This is a genomic window from Microbacterium sp. H1-D42 (genome assembly GCF_022637555.1).
Lineage (GTDB): Bacteria > Actinomycetota > Actinomycetes > Actinomycetales > Microbacteriaceae > Microbacterium.
The window spans coordinates 1105651-1123772 of sequence record NZ_CP093342.1; the positions used below are offsets into that span (position 1 = coordinate 1105651).

General features: G+C 68.5%; 13 protein-coding genes. 5 read left to right on the top strand and 8 right to left on the bottom strand.

Annotated elements, in window-relative coordinates:
- The first annotated feature begins 23 nt into the window (after window positions 1–23).
- The 4 genes from MNR00_RS05260 to MNR00_RS05275 all read left to right on the top strand — a co-directional run bounded on the left by MNR00_RS05260 (window position 24) and on the right by MNR00_RS05275 (window position 3607).
- Window positions 24–875, top strand: a complete 852-nt coding sequence (locus MNR00_RS05260; protein WP_241928116.1) for a sugar phosphate isomerase/epimerase — start codon at window positions 24–26, stop codon at window positions 873–875.
- A gap of 42 nt (window positions 876–917) precedes the next feature.
- A complete protein-coding gene (locus MNR00_RS05265; protein ID WP_241928117.1) occupies window positions 918–1925 on the top strand; it encodes a sugar phosphate isomerase/epimerase family protein in 1008 nt (335 codons plus the stop codon).
- A 52-nt stretch (window positions 1926–1977) separates the two neighbouring features.
- Window positions 1978–2580, top strand: coding sequence for a TetR/AcrR family transcriptional regulator (locus MNR00_RS05270; RefSeq protein WP_241928118.1), 603 nt, complete (start codon window positions 1978–1980; stop codon window positions 2578–2580).
- A gap of 160 nt (window positions 2581–2740) precedes the next feature.
- Window positions 2741–3607, top strand: coding sequence for a sugar phosphate isomerase/epimerase (locus MNR00_RS05275; RefSeq protein WP_241928119.1), 867 nt, complete (start codon window positions 2741–2743; stop codon window positions 3605–3607).
- A gap of 76 nt (window positions 3608–3683) precedes the next feature.
- On the opposite strand, the gene MNR00_RS05280 is transcribed toward MNR00_RS05275, so the two are convergent.
- The 7 genes from MNR00_RS05280 to MNR00_RS05310 all read right to left on the bottom strand — a co-directional run bounded on the left by MNR00_RS05280 (window position 3684) and on the right by MNR00_RS05310 (window position 12965).
- Entirely contained in the window at window positions 3684–5465 is a 1782-nt protein-coding gene (locus MNR00_RS05280) for a serine hydrolase (RefSeq protein WP_241928120.1), read from the bottom strand.
- The gene (locus tag MNR00_RS05285; protein WP_241928121.1) at window positions 5462–6766 is read right to left on the bottom strand and encodes a DUF1343 domain-containing protein; all 1305 of its coding nucleotides are present in this window, start codon (window positions 6764–6766) and stop codon (window positions 5462–5464) included. The genes MNR00_RS05280 and MNR00_RS05285 overlap by 4 nt, the downstream gene beginning before the upstream one ends.
- Window positions 6767–6770: 4 nt before the next feature.
- Entirely contained in the window at window positions 6771–8558 is a 1788-nt protein-coding gene (locus MNR00_RS05290) for a glycoside hydrolase family 3 protein (RefSeq protein ID WP_241928122.1), read from the bottom strand.
- A 106-nt stretch (window positions 8559–8664) separates the two neighbouring features.
- A complete protein-coding gene (locus MNR00_RS05295; RefSeq protein ID WP_241928123.1) occupies window positions 8665–9633 on the bottom strand; it encodes an NYN domain-containing protein in 969 nt (322 codons plus the stop codon).
- A 2-nt stretch (window positions 9634–9635) separates the two neighbouring features.
- A complete protein-coding gene (locus MNR00_RS05300; protein ID WP_241928124.1) occupies window positions 9636–10625 on the bottom strand; it encodes a Gfo/Idh/MocA family oxidoreductase in 990 nt (329 codons plus the stop codon).
- Between the two features lie 28 nt (window positions 10626–10653).
- Window positions 10654–11958, bottom strand: coding sequence for an aminotransferase class V-fold PLP-dependent enzyme (locus MNR00_RS05305; protein ID WP_241928125.1), 1305 nt, complete (start codon window positions 11956–11958; stop codon window positions 10654–10656).
- A gap of 62 nt (window positions 11959–12020) precedes the next feature.
- Window positions 12021–12965 carry an NADP-dependent oxidoreductase gene (locus MNR00_RS05310; protein ID WP_241928126.1) on the bottom strand — a complete coding sequence of 315 codons (945 nt, stop codon included), beginning with the start codon at window positions 12963–12965 and terminating at the stop codon, window positions 12021–12023.
- Window positions 12966–13069: 104 nt separating this feature from the next.
- Between MNR00_RS05310 and MNR00_RS05315 the strand changes: the two genes are divergently transcribed.
- Entirely contained in the window at window positions 13070–16093 is a 3024-nt protein-coding gene (locus MNR00_RS05315; RefSeq protein WP_241928127.1) for a hypothetical protein, read from the top strand.
- A 354-nt stretch (window positions 16094–16447) separates the two neighbouring features.
- Here MNR00_RS05315 and MNR00_RS05320 read toward each other — a convergent pair whose 3' ends face one another.
- On the bottom strand, window positions 16448–17950 hold the full coding sequence (locus tag MNR00_RS05320) for an HNH endonuclease signature motif containing protein (protein ID WP_241928128.1): 1503 nt from the start codon (window positions 17948–17950) through the stop codon (window positions 16448–16450).
- Window positions 17951–18122: the final 172 nt, after the last annotated feature.

Below are 18122 nucleotides of genomic sequence, written 5' to 3' on the forward strand. Positions count from 1 at the left end.
CAGCTGACAGGAAGAGTGATCGGATGCCACACGCATTGGCCGTCAACACGTGGGTGTGGACGTCGCCGCTGACAGACCAGACGCTCGAGCCGCTGGCGGCGAAGGCGGCCGCGATGGGCTACGACGCGCTCGAGCTGCCGCTGGAGAACGTCGGCGACTGGGATCCGTCACGCGCCCGTGACGTGCTGGATGCCCGTGGACTGCGGGCTGTCGTGGTCGGCGCCATGGGCCCAGGACGTTCCCTCATCGCCCGAGCCGGCGACGTCTCCGCCACGGCGGACTACCTGCGGGCCTGCATCGCCGCGGCCGCGGATCTCGGAGCGGGCGCGGTCGCGGGCCCGTTCTACGCCCCGACAGGTGTGACGTGGCGGATGGATGCTGACGAGCGCGCCGCGGTCATCCGCGAGCTGCGTGAGAACCTCGCCCCGCTGGTGGAGACGGCCGCCGAGTCGGGCATCGCGCTCGCCGTCGAGCCGCTGAACCGCTACGAGACCAGCGTGATCAACACCGTCGCGCAGGGTCTTGAGGCACTCGAGCCGCTGCTGGGTGCGGGGCTCGGGCTGGCGCTGGACACCTATCACCTGAACATCGAGGAGAAGAAGCCCACCGAGGCGATCCGCTCGGCGGCAGGGCACATAGCGCACGTGCAGGTGTGCGGCAGCGACCGCGGTGCGGTCGGCGATGATCACACCGACTGGCCAGCCACACTCGCGGCGCTTGCGGATGCCGGCTATCAGGGCATCCTTGGTCTGGAGAGCTTCACCGGCGAGAACGCGACCATCGCGGTCGCCGCTTCGGTGTGGCGACCGCTGGCGGCTTCGCAGGACGAGCTCGCCGAACGCAGCATCCGAGCGCTGCGCGCCCTGGGCGCCTGACTCGACACGTCACGACCCACCCACGTAACGCGAAGGAGCGACATGGCACACCACCCCGTCACCCTGTTCACCGGCCAGTGGGCCGATCTGCCGTTCGAGGAGGTCGCGCGGCTCGCGGCATCCTGGGGGTATGACGGCCTCGAGGTCGCAGCCTCCGGTGACCATCTCGATCTGAAGCGCGCCGACGAGGACGACGCGTATCTGGCATCCCGCAAGGAGATCCTCGATCGGCACGGGCTGAAGATCTTCGCGATCTCGAACCACCTCGCCGGTCAAGCCGTGTGCGATGCGCCGATCGACTTCCGCCACCAGGCGATCCTGCGCGACTACGTGTGGGGCGATGGCGACGCCGAAGGGGTGCGGGAGCGCGCCGCTGAAGACATGAAGCGCGCCGCGCGGGTGGCGCGCAAGCTCGACATCGACACCGTCGTCGGATTCACCGGCTCGTCGATCTGGCAGTATGTGGCGATGTTTCCGCCGGTGGCCGCATCGGTCATCGAGGGCGGTTTCGAGGACTTCGCCGCACGCTGGAATCCGATCCTCGACGTGTTCGACGGTGAGGGCGTGCGCTTCGCGCACGAGGTGCACCCGAGCGAGATCGCCTACGACTACTGGAGCTCGGTGCGCGCGCTGGAGGCGATCGACCACCGCAGTGCCTTCGGCTTCAACTGGGACCCGTCGCACATGATGTGGCAGAACATCGACCCGGTCGGCTTCATCTGGGACTTTCAGGACCGCATCTATCACGTGGACTGCAAGGACACCAGGATGCGCCCGCAGAACGGCAGGGCAGGCGTGCTCGGCTCGCACCTGCCGTGGGGAGACCCGCGCCGAGGGTGGGATTTCGTCTCGACAGGGCACGGAGACGTGCCCTGGGAGGACGCGTTCCGCGCGCTGGACGCGATCGGCTACGCCGGACCCATCTCGATCGAATGGGAGGATGCCGGCATGGACCGCCTGCACGGCGCGGCCGAGGCCGTCAAGTACGTGCGCTCGCTGCTGTGGTCGGCACCCGAGGCCGCGTTCGACTCGGCCTTCAGCAATCAGTGATCTGTGAGCACCGTGCCATACCCGCTAGTATGGCACGGTGTACTGTGGCGGCATGACTCTCCGCGCCACCACAGAACCCGCAAAGGCGGAATCGCTCGCGATCGCCGCTTTCGAGCTCTTCTCCACGCGCGGCATCGATGGCGTGAGCATGGACGATGTCGCCGCTCGCGCCGGGGTCACCAAGGGCAGCCTCTATTGGCACTACTCGTCGAAGAAGGAGATCATCCTCGCGGCCTGCGTGCAGTACTACGCCCGCTGGCGCGTGCAGATGGCCGAGGCGACCGAGCAGACATCAGCGCCCTGGGATCGTGTGGTGGCGGCGGTGGAGTTCTCCGTGCACAGCTGTCTTCTCGATGAGGCCAACCGGGTCTTCACCACTGAGATCGTCGCGCTGGCGCTCTACGACACGGAAGTCCGTGCGAGCTGGTCCGGATTCCTGGACGAGACCGAGCGGCTCTTCCTCGGCCTCACCCACCGCGCCGTCGGAGCGGGCCAGCTCAAGTGCGACGACGTCGATCGCGCAGTCGAGCTCCTGTTGGCGGCCATGGAGGGTGTGAAGCAGCTGACGCTGTTCCGCCCGCGGTACGCCGCCGGCGACAGTGCGGAGCGCACGACCCGGTCGCTCCTGTCCCTGTTGGGTGCGCCCACGGCCTGATTGCTTCCCTTGCCGCGCGCAACGGTGCTAGAGTCAGGCCAACACCATACCGGCGAGTATGGAGAATCTCGGCTCTGAACACCCGGAAACGCGGAAGAGTACCCCGCAGGGTGTACGGCCGCGTATGTGAATCGGCGTGACATCCAATGGAGGAGAAGCAATGAAGATCGGTTTCCACACAGACGCATTCAACTCGGCGTTCTGGTCGTTCGAGAACTCGCTGCAGTGGGCGCAGAAGAACGACGTGCACTTCATCGAGTGCGGGTTGATCGATGGTGTGAGTTGGATCCACGGCCTCGGCTATCAGCCGCACGTGGCGCTCTATGAAGACCCGATGCTGCTGCGCCGCAAGATGGACTCCTACGGCGTGAGCTTCTCATCGGTGGATGCTGCATTCCCGCTGTCCGGCCTGGACGGGCCGCTGCGCGGGGTGCCCTACATCATGAAGTCCATCGCCTGGGCGGCTCAGGTCGGGGCGCCATTCGTGGACACGACCGACGGCCTGCACAAGCCGGAGGGCCTCAGTGACGACGAGGCGATGGAGCAGATGAAGCGCAGCTACGGGCAGATCATGGAGGTTGCAGAGGCGCACGGTGTCGGTGTGAACATCGAACCGCACGGGTACTTCACGACGAACCCCGACCAGATGGAGCGGATGCTCGACTTCGTTGACTCACCGTTGCTGGGGATGAACCTCGACACGGGCAACACCTTCATCGCCGGCCAGGATCCGGTGGCATTCACTGCGCGCTTCGTCGACCGCATCCGCCACGTCCACATCAAGGACGTCTCGCAGGAACTGGCGGATGCCGTCCGCGGCGGCCAGACCGGAATCGCCCTGAGTCACTGTGCGATCGGTGATGGCGTGAACGCCGACAACATCCGACAGATCCTCACCCTGCTGCATGAGAACGGCTACGACGGCGGACTCGCAATCGAGTGCGAGGGTCAGGCGGGTCCCATGCTCGAGAAGTCCGTCGCCTGGCTCCGTGCCACTCTCGACGATCTGGGCATTCCGCACGAGTGAGCCGGACGAGCTCGACAGGTCGCAGATGACGCGGGCGCCGGAGAGGCTCCGGCGCCCGCGTCATCGTGTGGCGATGTCAGCGGCTCACCTCGGTGAAGCCGTCCGCGGTGAATGCGGCTCGATCGGCCTCGCCGTTGACGACGACGCGTCGGCCGTCTCGCAGCATCACGCTGTCGACGAAGGCGCCGCGCCCCTGAGTATTGGCGTCGGTCGTGTACCGCCAGCGGAGCGAGTCCACACCCTCTGGCAGGGTCGCCTCTGCCTGACCCCAATCACGGTTGCCCTGGTTGTTGAACGTGCCGTCGGTCTCGACGACGCGCCCGTGATGGGCATGGCCGTGGCCGAAACGAACAGTGAAGGGCACGAGCGACCAGGTCTCACCGCGGTCTGTCGATGCCTCCAGAGCGAACACGTCGGTCGATTCGAGGTCGGCGAACACATCGAACGAGACGGACCTGTCGGTCCCGGCCGGCAGGGCCACCGAGAGCGTGTGCTCGGCAGCATCCTGCGTGCCACTGAACCACTCCGTCCGGCCTCGCTGCGCCGAGACCGACATCGACGCTGCGAGCCCCTGAGCGATCGCCCGACGCGACGGGTTGTTCGAGCCCCAGCTGCGGCTCGGATGCACCCGGTTCGTCAACAGCACCGCGAACGAGCGGGACGTGAAGTCGATCACCAGTGACGTGCCGGTGTAGCCGGTGTGCCCGGCCGTGGAACCGGCAGCGAGCCCGCCCATGTACCAGAGCTGGTTCAGCTCGAAGCCGAGCCCGTGGGAGTCACCGGGAAACGCCGTGTTCTCATCTGTGATCATCGCCTTCACCGACTGCTCTGACAGGATCCGCTTCCCACCGTAGATTCCGCCGTTCAGCATCGTCTGCGCGAGGATCGACATGTCACCGGCCGTGGAGAACACGCCGGCGTGGCCGGCCACGCCGCCAAGGCTCCACGCGTTCTCGTCGTGCACCTCGCCCCACACCATGCCCCGATCGGGGGAGGTCTGGTATTCGGTGGCGGCGATGCGCGGCTTCAGTCGCGGATCCGGGTTGTACCCGGTGTCGACCATCTGCAGCGGATCGGTGATTCCCCGCTCGACGAGCACATCCAGAGACCGACCGGTGAGGTGCTCGGCCAGCACGCCGAGCGCGATCAGGTTCAGGTCGGAATACTCGTACACCGTGCCAGGCGGGTTCTTCACCGGCACGTCCATCACTGCATTGATGCGGGCGTCCTTGTCGGGATACGCGCTCCACAGTGGCAGCCATGACACCAATCCTGAGGTGTGCGTGAGCATCTGACGGATGGTGATGGACTCCTTGCCCCCGTTCGCGAACTCGGGCAGATAGCTGCCATAGGTGGCGTCGAGATCGACGTCGCCCTTCTCCACCAGCTGCATGATCACGATCGAGGTGAACAGCTTGCTCACCGACGCCATGTCGTAGATGGTCTTCTGGTGCGCCTCGATCTGCTGGTTCTCCGGCAGCTTGGTGCTGCCGTCGACGTAGAGCAGTGAGTACCCCGTGCTGTGCTCGCTGACGATCCGGCCCTGGTGGCCCATCACGCCGACCGCGGAGGCGTACATCGGCTTCACCCCCGGACCGGTCGGCGCGGCGAAGCCGTCGATCGCCGCCCAGGCAGCTTCGATCGGTGCCGGATCGAGGCCGAGCGCCTCGGGGGAACTCGTCCGCAAGGTGGTCGATCCCTTCATGAACCCTTCGAAGGGGGCATCGAACTGTCCGGTGCGTCCCTGCCCGGTGGCATCCGCGACGGCCGGTGCCATCGAGCCCGTCGCCAGCAGCCCCGCCGTGGCGAGCCCGACGAGGGTGAGGCCGATCCGGCCACTCGTGACGCGGCGCGTCATCGCGGTCCGCCGTACAGCAGGTACGGCCGGGTGTCGGCCACGAACTTGCGCAGCTCCGGCTGCCAGGCGGCGATGATCTCCTCCGCCGAGGCGCCGGCCTCCAGCTGCTCCTGGAACCGGCCCGAGCCCGTGAGCAGGCCGATCCACCGGCCGCCGTCGCCGCGCCAGGCGAATTCCGGATATATCCGGCGGGCCTCGACGAGCATGTGCGTCGCGACCTCGATGGCGTCGACCTTCTCAGCATCCATGATGTGCACCTGCACACCGGCGCACACCTTGCCCGAGTTCTTCGAGAACGTCGGCGTGAAGTACGCCTCGCGGAACTCGACGCCGGCAAGCTTTCGCGCATTCAGCGCCTCGGCCCATCGATGGTCGAGGTAGGGGGCGCCGATCAGCTCGAACGGGCGGGTGGTGCCGCGCCCCTCCGACCAGTCCGTCGCCTCCACCATGCCGGTGCCCGGATACAGCACGGCCGTCTGCGGGGTCGGCATGTTGGGCGACGGTGGAATCCACCGGTCGGCCTGATCGGGGCCGACCATCTCGCGACGCCAGCCCTTGACCTTCACCACCTGCAGGTCGCTGAGCTTCTGCTGTCCGGCACGCTCCATGAAGGTGGCGTTGAAGAACTGCGCGAGCTCACCCACCGTCATGCCGTGCTGCTGCGAGATCTCCAGCAGTCCGACCCCTGAGGTGTATCCCTGCTGCAGCACCGGGCCTCGTGCCCGTCCGCCGAGCGGGTTGGGGCGGTCGAGCACGACGAAGCGCAGATCGCCGACCTGCGAAGCCGCCTGCATGGCCGTCCACATCGTCCAGATATAGGTGTAGAAGCGCACGCCGACATCGCGGATGTCGAACACGATCGTGTCGACACCGGCCGTGGTGAAGAATCCGGCCAGCTTGGTCACCGTCGCGCCGTACGCGTCGTAGACGGTGACCCCTGTGCGCGGATCGGTGAACGTCTCCTCGGCCTCGCCGGCCTGCGCGGTACCGCGGAAGCCGTGCTCGGGACCGAACACGGCCGCGAGGTCGACGCCCTTGGCGTGCATGTCGTCCACGATGCTGGTGAAGTCCTGCAGCACCCCGGTGGGGTTGGTGATGACGCCGACCTTGCGGCCGGCGAACATCCGCCAGTCGTCTGCGGCGGCGAGGTCGGCGCCGGTGCGCAGACTGCGGCCGCGGCCAGTGGATGCCACGTTCGAGCCGTTCGCGAAGGTGGCGCCTCCTGTGGTCGCCACACCCGCGGCGGCGGTGGCCGCGGCGACACCCGCGGCGCGGAAGATTCCTCGTCTGCTGATGCTCATGACCTCACCACCCCAGTCCGTGGCCGAAGGGGTAGAGGATGCCACCCGAGCCGTCGGCGGACTCGATGTCGACCGGCAGCTTGCCCTGCGGGCTGACCTCGCCTGTGATGACCTTGGCGAGCGAGGCCAGCGCCGGCGTCGCGTACGAGTACGTCGCGATGAAGTTGTCGACCTCGGGCAGCTGGTTGATGTCGTATGGGTTGCGTACGCCGGCGACCACCAGGTGGGTCTGCGTGGCATCCAGCGCCGCGACCAGTTCCTTCTGCCTGCTCGTGGCGGTGACGCCGTTGGTGAGCACGACCGTGACGTCGCTGGCTGCCGCCGCGGCGGCCGCCTGCGCGATCAGGGCTGCAGACGGTGCGGTGCCGGTGGGGAGAGCGGTGACTTCTGCTCCGCGGGCGGTGAGCTCGGCGGCCAGGGTGCGACCGGTGACCTCGCCGTAGCCGGTCACGAGCACCTTCTTGCCCTCGACGGCGACGGGCAGCGACTCGTCGTCGTTGCGCACGAGCGTCGTGGTGCGATCGGTGATCTTCTCGGCGGCCCGCAGGCTGGAGTTCTTGCCGACGACGTTCATCACCTTGTCGACTCTGACCGTGGGGTGCTTGATCACGCCCTGGTTGTACTTCATCTTCAGGATCCGCTCGACGGACTCGTCGATGCGCTGCTCGGTGAGCCGGCCAGTGTCGAGGGCCTCATCGATGGCGGCGTACGCCTCCTGAGGGGCGGCGGGCAGCAGCAGCTGGTCGACGCCTGCTTCGATGGCGCGCACGGCCACCTCGCCGTCGCCGTACTTCTGCCGGACTGCTGCCATCTCGAGGCCGTCGGTGACGATGACGCCGTCGAAGCCGAGTGCTTCACGCAGCTGCCCCGTGACGATCTTGTGCGACAGGGTCGCCGGGTCGCCGCTGTCGTCGAGCGCCGGCACGACGATGTGCGCGGTCATGATCGAATCCACGCCGGCGGCGATGGCCGCCTCGAACGGCGGCGCGTCGATCTGCTGCCATTGCTCGAGGGTGTGCGTGATCACCGGCAGACCCGAGTGCGAGTCGGTGGCGGTGTCGCCGTGGCCGGGGAAGTGCTTGGCGGTGGCGATGATCCCGCCATCGTGCTGGTATCCCTGCACGGCGGCGGCAGTGAGCTCTGAGACCAGTGCCGGGTCGGACGAGAAGCTGCGCACCCCGATCACGGGGTTGTCCGGGTTGATGTTGACGTCGGCGTCCGGCGCGTTGTTCTGGTGGATGCCCATCGCCAGCAGCTCCTGGCCGGTGATGGCCGCTGCCCTTCTGGTGTCCTTCGCGCTGCGTCCGGCGCCGAGCGCCATGCTGCCGGGGAACAGAGTGGCGGGGGAGCCGATGCGGGTCACGATGCCCTGCTCCTGGTCGGTGCTGACCAGCATCGGGATGCCCGCGCCGGTGTCCATCGCGGCTTCCTGGAGTCCGTTCGAGAGCGTGGCGACCTGAATCGGGTCGGTGATGTTGTCGCGAGCGGAGAACAGGATGAATCCGCCCGGCTCGTACTCGGAGATGATGTCGGATGCTGTGGCCTGGCCGTACAGGGCGGTGTTGCGAGCATCCACGGTGTCGGCGCCGGGGCCGTAGGCGAACAGGATGAACAGCTGCCCGACCTTCTGCTCCAGCGTCATGGACTGCATCGTCTCGTCCGCATACCTCTGCGCGGCGCGTTCGTGTCCAGGTGGCGTTCCTGCGGCGGATGCCGCCGCGGGCGCAAGCGTCGCGGTCAGCGACAGCGCCGCGGCGAAGGCCAGGGCGCGATGGGCGGGTCTGTTCAGCATGACGTTCTCCTCTTCGAGATTCGTCCCCAGCTGCGTCCCCAGACGTGCAGGTCAGCCTAGCAACGCGTCAGCGTTCTGAATAGGGTCTTAACTATTCCGGAGAGAGTCAGTCGGTCTCGCGCAGGCGGATCATCCGCTCGTGCCCGCTCTCGGAGAGCTCGGCGACATCGTCGCGCGAGCGCAGGAAGTCGTTGAACGAACGGAAGCCGAGCGCCTTCTCGCTGAACGAGGGGTCCATCCGACGCATCTGGGTCTTCACTGCCGAGGCGTGCAGCCACTCGTCGGCATCCGCCTTGTCGTGCCCGAGGCGCAGCGCACGCTCGAGCAGTTGGGTCGCCTCGGTCTGCTCGTCGGTCTTGACCGGCTCCTCGGTCTTCGCGGCGGATTGCGCCCTGCGGGGCTTGGTCGCCCGCTTCGGCTTTTCCTTTTCCTTCTCGTCCTTGGTATCGGCGGTGTCCTTCGTCGCGATGACGGGCTCTGCGGGGGCGGTAGCCGGCGGCGTCTTCGTCGGCCGCACCACACCGGGGAGCGAGTCGTACGATTCGAACTCGTCGCAGGCGGCCGCGAGTGACTTCGCAGTGGAACCCGCGACGCCGACGCCGATCACGTATCGGCCGAGCCGCTTGCAGCGCTGCGCGAGCGGCACGTAGTCGCTGTCACCCGCGACGATCACGACGTGCGTGAGGTCGGGCAGGCGGAACATGTCCTCGACGGCATCCACGGCCAGGCGGATGTCGGCGCCGTTCTTCGCGTACGCCGCTGCGGGGAACAGCTGCACCAGGTCGACGGCGCGGGCGACCAGCTGCGAGCGGTACTCGGCGTTGACAGGCGACGACCAGTCGGCGTACGCGCGGGTCAGTACGAGCGTGCCGAACGACGACGCATAGTCGATGATCGCGCCGACTTCGATGACGGCCTGCTGCAGACGCTCGACGACCTCGGGGTCGTTCGGGTTCTCGGCGATGCGCTGGCGGTCCTTGCCGTAGGCGTTGCGGCCGTGAACCCGGTCGTACCAGCTGATGACGATGTTGTCGAAGTCGAGGTAGACGGCGACGCGCCCCGTGGTGTCGGCCATGATCAGCTCTCGGTCGGGTAGCTGACGCCGATCTGGCGTCGAATCTCGTCGAGCGTGCCCATGATGCCGACCGACTCGGCGACGGGCAGTGCGAGCAGCGCTCCGGATGGGTCGCCGTGCGCGACGGCGCCTTCGGCGGCGAACGCCTGGTACTGCATGCCACGCCCCTCGACCGACGAGGTGTACTCCTCGAGCACCGTGCCGTGCGCGTCGACGACGCGGAACGAGGTGGGTGCGTACCAGACCCGGTCGATCTCGATCCGCGCCGCGGTGCCCAGCACCACCGCCTGATTCGGGCCGGACGTGCGCGACGACGAGAGGCTCGTCGAGATCGCGCCTCCGGCGTGCGTCATGATCGTCGCGACCTCGGCATCCGCTCCGGTTTCGATCAACCGGGCCGTCGCCTGGATCGTGGCCGGTTCGCCCAGCACGTCCCAGATGAACGAGATCGGGTAGACGCCGAGGTCGAGCAGGGCGCCGCCGCCGAGCTCGATGGCGTTCAGTCGGTGGGTGAGGTCGGTGGGCAGGTTCTGCGTGTGGTCGGCCGAGACGGCGCGGATCTCGCCGAGCGTGCCTTCGGCGATGATCTCGCGGATGCGCACCATGTGCGGCAGGTAGCGGGTCCACATCGCCTCCATGACGATGAGGCCCTTCTCGGCGGCGAGTCGCTGCAGACCCTCGGCCTCGTCGCGGTTGAGGGTGAACGACTTCTCGACCAGCGCGTGCTTGCCGTGCTCGAGGGCAAGCCGGGCATCTTCATGGTGCATCGGATGCGGCGTCGCGACATAGATGATGTCGACGTCGGGGTCGGCGACCAGCGCCTGGTACGAGCCGTGTGCGCGGGGGATGTCGAACCGCGCCGCGAACGCGTCTGCCGATTCCTGACTGCGTGAGCCCACCGCGACGAGGTCGAGGCCCGCGGTGCGCAGGTCGGATGCGAATGCGGCGGCGATGCCGCCCGTGGCGAGGATGCCCCAGCGAAGTCCGGTCATGTGTTCAGCGTACCGGGGCCCCTCGCGCTCAGAGCGCGAGCGCCCGATCGAGGTCGGCGATCAGGTCGGCGGGATCCTCGAGCCCGGCTGAGACGCGGATCGTCGTCAGCGAGATGCCGGCGGCGGCGCGCTGGTCGGCGGTGAGGTGGCCGTGGGTCATGGATGCCGGGTGCGCGACCAGGCTGCGCGCGTCGCCGATGTTCGCCACGAGACGGAACACGCGCAGCGAGTCGAGCACGGTGGCGACGCGGTCGAAGGCGGCGTCGTCCTGGGGACCTGTCAGGTCGAAGGAGAACACCGACGGCACACCGTGCGGCAGATAACGCTCGGCGAGCGCATGCCACGGGTTGCCGACGAGGCCCGGATGATGCACGGCGGCGACAGCCGGGTGCCCGGAGAGGTGCTCGGCAACCCGCAGCGCGGTGGCGCTCTGCCGCGCGACCCGCAGGTCGAGCGTCTCGATGCCCTGCAGGATCTGCCAAGCGTTGAACGGTGAGATCGACGGGCCGAGATCGTGCACGTACTTCGACTTCACGAGGGCGGCGAAGGCATGCCCCTGGCCGAACTTCTCCCACAGCACCATCTCGCCGAACCGGGTGTACGCCGCGGTGAACTGCGGCCAGCGCGCAGCATCCGCCCCGAAATCGAAGGTGCCGAGATCCACCACCACGCCGCCGAGCGAACTGCCGTGCCCGGAGAGGAACTTGGTCGCCGAGTGCACCACGAAGTCGGCGCCGTGCTCGCCGGGCCGGATCAGGTGCGGCGTGCCGACGGTGCTGTCGATCACGAGCGGCACCCCCGCCTCGTGCGCGATGTCGGCGACGGCGCGGATGTCGAGCACCTGGGCGATCGGGTTGGCTACGGTCTCGGCGAACACCACCCGTGTCTGCGGGGTGATCGCGTCGCGCCAGGCGTCGAGGTCGTCCTGATCGACGAACGTGACGCCGATGCCGAAATCGTCGAGCGTCTCCTGCAGCAGGTCGATCGTGCCGCCGTACAGCTGGTGCGCGGCGACGATGTGCCCACCGCGGTGGGCGAGTGCGAGCAGCGTGACGGCGACGGCCGCCTGACCGGATGCCACGGCGACGGCGCTCACGCCGCCCTCCAGCAGAGCCACCCGCTCTTCGAGGATCTGCTGCGTCGGATTGGCGTTGCGGCTGTAGATGATGCCCGCCTTGCGCAGCGCGAACAGGTCGGCCGCCTCTGCCAGTGACGAGAATTCGTACGCAGCCGTCTGATGGATCGGCGGCACTGCGCCGACGGCATCGGATGCCCGGTAGCCGGCCTGCACCTGCGCGGTCGAGAAGCCCGGTGTGGGATCAAACGTCGTCATGCGTCCATACTCGCGTTCAGCGGGGCAGGATGCCGTGGAATGTGTCGAACTGTTGCGCGGGCTCAGGGAACCAGGATGACCTTGCCTCGGGTTGCGTTCTGCTCGATGAGCTCGTGCGCACGGGCCGCCTCAGCGAGCGGAAGCTCCGGACCGAGCTCGATCTGGAAGTCACCGGCTTCGATGAGGTTGACGGTCAGCGGCACGGCTTCGTCGCGCCACGCCTTCTCCTGATCGGTGAGCGGGATCGGGCTGCCGCCCGAGAAGGCGCGGATGCCGAATTCCTCAGCATCGGGGCCCCGCACGATCGTCGCGATGCGGTTCCTGTCGGCCACCAGCTCGAGGGAGGTCTGGATCGCCTCGTCGGTGCCGATGCAATCCAGCGCGACCGTGACACCGTCGGGGGCCGCCTCGCGCACGCGGTCGGCGAGCCCGTCGCCGTAGGCCACCGGGATCGCCCCCAGCGCGCGCAGCTGTTCGAATCGGGCCGGACTGCCGGTGGCGATGACCTTCGCGCCCCACAGCACGGCGTACTGCACGACGGCCTGTCCCACGGCGCCCGATCCGGCGTGCACGAGCAGGGCGTCGCCCTGGCCGACCTTCAGTGAGCGGAGGCACTGATAGGCGGTGCCGATCGGGATGCCCAGGGCCGCGCCCTCTGCCATCGTCACGCCGTCCGAGAGGCGAACCAGCCGCGATACCGGGACGGTCAGGGCGGTGGCGTAGGTGCCGAGCACGTTGTTGATGGCGACGCGATCGCCGACGGCGAATCCGGTCACTCCCTCGCCGAGCTCCGAGACCACGCCGGCGCCATCGAACCCGACGCGACGCGGTTCGACGATGGGAGGTGAAGGGCGGGCGCCGCGGCGCAGCTTCGCATCGAGAGGGTTGACACCCGCTGCCTCGATGCGCACGACGACTTCGCCGGGCCCTGCTACGGGATCCGGGATGTCGACGAGATGAAGGACGTCAGGTGTGCCGAGTTCCGTATACACGATCGCGCGAGCCATGTGGCCAGGCTACCCGGACGATGGGGGCGAGAGGCCAGCAGCCAGGGGTCGAGGGCTGTGCTGCCGGGGCGGCCAGCCCCACCCGCCGGCTCTATGATCAGAGGATGACGATGGCGCGGCGACGAGGAGTCGTCGCTGTCGTCGCATCGATCGTGCTGATCGCCCTCGGAGCAGGGGCCGCACTCGCGGTCGGCGACGCTCTGGGCATCCGCACCGAACCCTCAGCGCCGATGCAGCACGAGGTCGTCGTCGCGGGCGCCGTCGCGGAACCGGTCGCCCCGCCGAAGATCACCACACTCGACGCGCCCCGCTCGGAGCGGATCGGCGTCGCGCTGGATGAGCTGCGCGACGCGATCACCGACGCCGGTGCGACAGCGGGAGAGGCTGCTCTCACAGTCCCCGACACCGCGCCGGGGCCGGGTGGCGATGACGCGTACGCCCTCGAAGGGGATGCCGCGAACCTGACCATCAGGGCGTCGACCGAGGCGGGAGCCGTGCGGGCGATCTACGATCTCGCGGGTCAGGTGCGAGCCGCGCGGCCGCTGAGCGACCTGATCGGCGCGCATGCCGCATCCGCACTTCCGCTGCGGATGACCGACCTCGGCGCGGTCGGGGTGAAGCCCGACCCGGCCGAGTGGGAGACCGGCACCGACTACTCACACGCCTCGAAGGCGTTCGCCGACGTCTTCCAGACAGACGCGCCGTACATCGACCAGACCGCGCTGGCGGCGGCGTACGACGATTTTGACGTCTTCCTGCGCCATTCACTCGCAAACGGGTTCAACGCGGTCGCGTTCCCCGGATTCGTCGAATTCGTCACCTTCGACGACGCTCCGGGCGGCCCCGTCTACAGCGAGGGCGACGAGCACCGTGCGAAGGCGCTGGCCATGCGCGAGGCGTTCGCGCCGTTCTGGGAGCGGGCAGACGAGCTCGGGGTCAAGGTCTTCCTCCGCACCGACATGCTGGCGCTGACAGGTCGGCTCGAGCAGTACCTGCAGGACCGCTTCGGTTCGCTCGACACCGAGAACCCGGAACTCTGGGACGTCTACACCGCCGGCCTCGACGAACTGTACGACGCGGTGCCGGCGCTGGATGGCGTGCTGATCCGCATCGGCGAAGCAGGCACCGTGTACGACGTGGACGGCTGGGACTACTACTCCTCCCTCAGCGTCACGACCGTCGATGCCGTCCGGGCCATGCTCGAGGCGTTCACCGGGCAGGCGGAGGCATCCGCGCGCGAGGTCGTCTTCCGCACCTGGTCGGTGGGGGTCGGCGGCGTCGGAGACATGCACACCAACGCCGACTCGTACGAGGCGGTGCTCGGCGGCATCGACTCTGCGGCCCTGATCGTGTCGACCAAGTACACCCTGGGTGACTTCTACACCTGGCTGCCGCTGAACGACACGCTCGCGCAGGGCACGCAGCGGCGCATCGTCGAGCTGCAGAGCAGACGCGAGTTCGAGAACTTCGGCGCCTTCGCGAACGACCTCGGCGCCGAGTACCAGTGGGCGCTGCAGCGGCTGCTCGCCGCGAACGAGAACATCGAGGGCATCTGGGCGTGGACGCAGGACGGCGGTCCGTGGCGCGCCGGCCCGATGACCCTGTACCTGAAGGCCGGGTTCTGGCAGCTGTACGAGCTGAACACGCAGGTGGCCGGGGCGCTCGCGCGTGACCCGTCCGCCGACGTGGCGGCCGTCACGGCGGACTGGGCGCGGGAGTGGTTCTCGAGCGACCCTGAGACGGTCGGGGCGATCACGGCGGCGATGGCGGACTCCCGTGACGCGATCGCGCACGGCCTGTACATCGCCCCGTTCGCACAGCAGCGGGTGTTCGCGATCGGGCTGGAACCGCCGCCCATGATGTGGATCTTCGAGTGGGACATCCTCACCGGAGACTCCGCGGTGCTCGATGTCATGTATTCGATCGTCCGCGATGCCGAGGGCGGCATCGATGCGGCGATCGCCGAGGGGGCGCAGGCCGTCGAGACCGCGCAGACCATGCTCGACACGGTGGTGGCGACGGATGCTGAGACCTGGCGTTCGCCCGAGGTCCGCGATGCGTTCGTCGGGGCGCTCGAGTACGAGGTCGACACCCTGCGTCTACTCGCGTCGTACCGGTCGCTGCTCCTGCACCAGGGGCAGTGGCATGACACGCGCGCGCCAGCTGCGCGTGCGGCGTGGGATGCGGACCGCGCGACGTTCGAGAAGCTGGCCGCCGCGCATCTGGAGACGTACGAGGGTGACGTCGCGCATCCGGCGATGAATCTCACCGCGGCGCAGTTGGGCATCGAGCGAACCGCACGCGACGACGTGATGGCCTGGCTCGCGCGGGGGCTGCTGGCGTTGGCTGTGGCGTGGGTCGTCATCGGGATGCTGGCAGCGCGCACTCGGCTGGTGCGCCGACCAGGTGCCGTCGCGGCGGGGGCGAGTTGGGTCGCGTCGACCAGGCCCTGGCGCGCACGGGAATCCACCCTCGGCATGCTCGACCTCGACCGCTGGCTGCTGCTGGTTGTGCCCGCCGCGCTGCTGGTCGCGACGCGGGCCGTGCAGACGTCGTTCCTGTCGTGGACGCATCTGGCTGTCATCATCGGCTCGTGGGTCGTGTTCGCTCTCGTCATCCGGCTGTTCGTGCGGAAGCGTTCGCCGTGGCCGGTCATCGCGGCCGTCGGGGGTGTCGTGGTGCTGCGGTGCATCCTCACTCTCTTCGCGCTGTCGTTCACCGGACCCGGTGGGTATTGGTACGCGTTCTGGACGGAGCCCGCGCCGCGCACGGTATACATCGCCGTCGCCTTCGGACTGTTCCTGTGGGTGTTCGTCGCTGCCGGATGGGCGCTGTCGACCCAGATCGGCGCTCGCCGTGCCACCGGGGCTGTGCTCGCCTCGGTCGGCGCGGGACTCCTCCTGCCGGCGGTCGTGATCGGCGCCATCGGGCTGGAGGCCGCGCTCACGGTCTGGAACGACCAGATGGGCCTGTTGCCCTGGGGTCTCGCCCGCATCCTCGGCATCACCACCTACCTCGACATCCCGACGGCCACGCCGTGGGCGGCTGCCGGCTTCGCAGTGGTGCTGCTCGTGGTCGGTGTGCTGCTCGCGCTGCCCGGGCGGCGAGAGCGCGCCGGTTCTCACTGAGTCGGACGAGGCGCTCCACCGTGGCGGTGACGGGGCAGAACGAGATTCCGGGTAGGCCGTTCGGTGGCGAGGGCGTTCCACCACTTCGACGCGCTGCGCTTGCTCAGTGCGTTTCGTCACTTCGACCCGCTCCGCCCGCTCAGTGCATCGCTCGCGTAGCGGTCGCTGAGCGAGCGCAGCGAGTCGAAGGGCGCTCAACGACCCGGGCGTGCTCATCACCAGAGAGGGCGGAGGGATCGTCGCGGAGCGAGCACCGGGAGGGGCCGCCGGAGCGCCAGCGGAGGCGGAGGGTCCCGCTCTGCGAGCGCAGCGACGGTCCCCGCCAGCCTGCCCCCGACCCGCCCGCAACATCGACTAAGTGAACGCGAAGTCGGGGAGTGAGAGTCGTGGGGTGCGCCAGTGGTGTTCGGGGTCCCACCATGCGGGTCCGCGGATTTCGGGGAGTCCGTGGTTCATGCGGATCTCCCACCCGGAGTAGTCCAGGGAGCGGTGGTGCCACCAGCACAGCGGGACGCCGTTGTCGGTGCTGGTCGGTCCACCTCTGGCATGTTCGGTGACGTGGTGAATCTCACACCACGTGGCGGGAACGTGACACCCGGGGATCAGACACTCCCTGTCGCGCAGGGTGATCGCCCGGCGCTGGTGGACGGTGAAGATCCGGTCGGTGACCGTGATCCCCACGATCCGGCCCTGCTCGGTGAACACCCGCTGGATCGCCCCCGTGCACCCGGTGTGCCGGGCGGCGGCCGCGTGCACCGGGGCTTCGACGCCGGGGATGGTGGCCCAGGAGCTGTCGGCGGAATCCAGGTGCACCACCAGCGTCGGCGCCGCACCGCCCAGCGACGGCATATCCGCATGCCGGGCCGCGATGCCCAGGGCCGCGGCGAGGGCGTCGTGCTGCTTCTGCCCCCGTGTACGCGTGTCGAGCACGCTGCGCGGGTCGGTGTTGAACGGGTCCCCGTCACCGGCGTTGTCCCCGTCGTCGTCAGCATCGTCGGCGCGGTGGTCGTCTTCCTCGTCGGATGGGCGGAAGGTGACACCTTCCGGAACGGGTGGCCCGTCGGTCTTCGGGTTCAGCTGCGCATCCAGCAGCAGCTGCAACTGCGCGTAGGTCTCGGGCAGCAGGTTCCCCCGCAGTGGATACACCCCATCCTGCATCCGCCCGATCGACAGGAACCGACGCGTCATCGCCCGCTGCTCGGTCGGCTCCGCGCCATCAGGGTCCAGCCGCAGAGCGATCGCATGCGCGATCGCCTTCACATCCTCCGGCGTCGCCGGGGGCACCCTGTCCCGCTGCGCCGCGTCATCGGCATCCGCCCCATCATCGGCATCCGTATCTCCACCGTCTGCATCCGCGCCCTCCGTGGCCGTGTACCCGCGCACCACCTCCGCGAGCACCGCGTCGGCCTTCCACCGGTCCGCGGCGCCGATCCGGTCGCCAGCGGATTCGACCGGGCCGGTCGCGGCCAACAGCCCGGTCACACCGATCGCCCCGTCCAGCATCGCCTGCCGCAGCGCCGGCCACCGCGCCGGGAGCGGCGCCCCGGACGTGAGGACCGTCTCCCGGTGCACCGCCTTGCCGGCCTTCACCAGCTGCCCGGCGGTGCGGGCGTCCACCCGCAGAGTGCGCTGGAGCAGGTCGTTCATGTTCCGACATCCGGCATTGTGCGGCAGGTCGACCGACTCGGACGTCGCGACCGTCTCCACGATCACCGCCTCCACCCGGCGCAGGGCATCCCCGGCCACGCTCAGCAACTGCAATCGCTCCGTGTCAGACAGGCCAGTGAACTCGTCCGCGCTCAGCACCTGATCGAGGTCGGCGACGACCCGATCCAGGAGAGCGGCGGTGCTTTTCATACCTCTATTCAACAGGGGGCCACCGACATTGACAGGGCAGAATCCGGCTGATCAGAGAAACTTTTTTGAAAAGTTCCAAACCCTGGACTTGTCCCTCTCCCCGGCCACCCGGCCGGGGAGCCAAAAGACGCTCATGCACCCCTCAGAACCGACATCTGGCTCCCCGCCACGC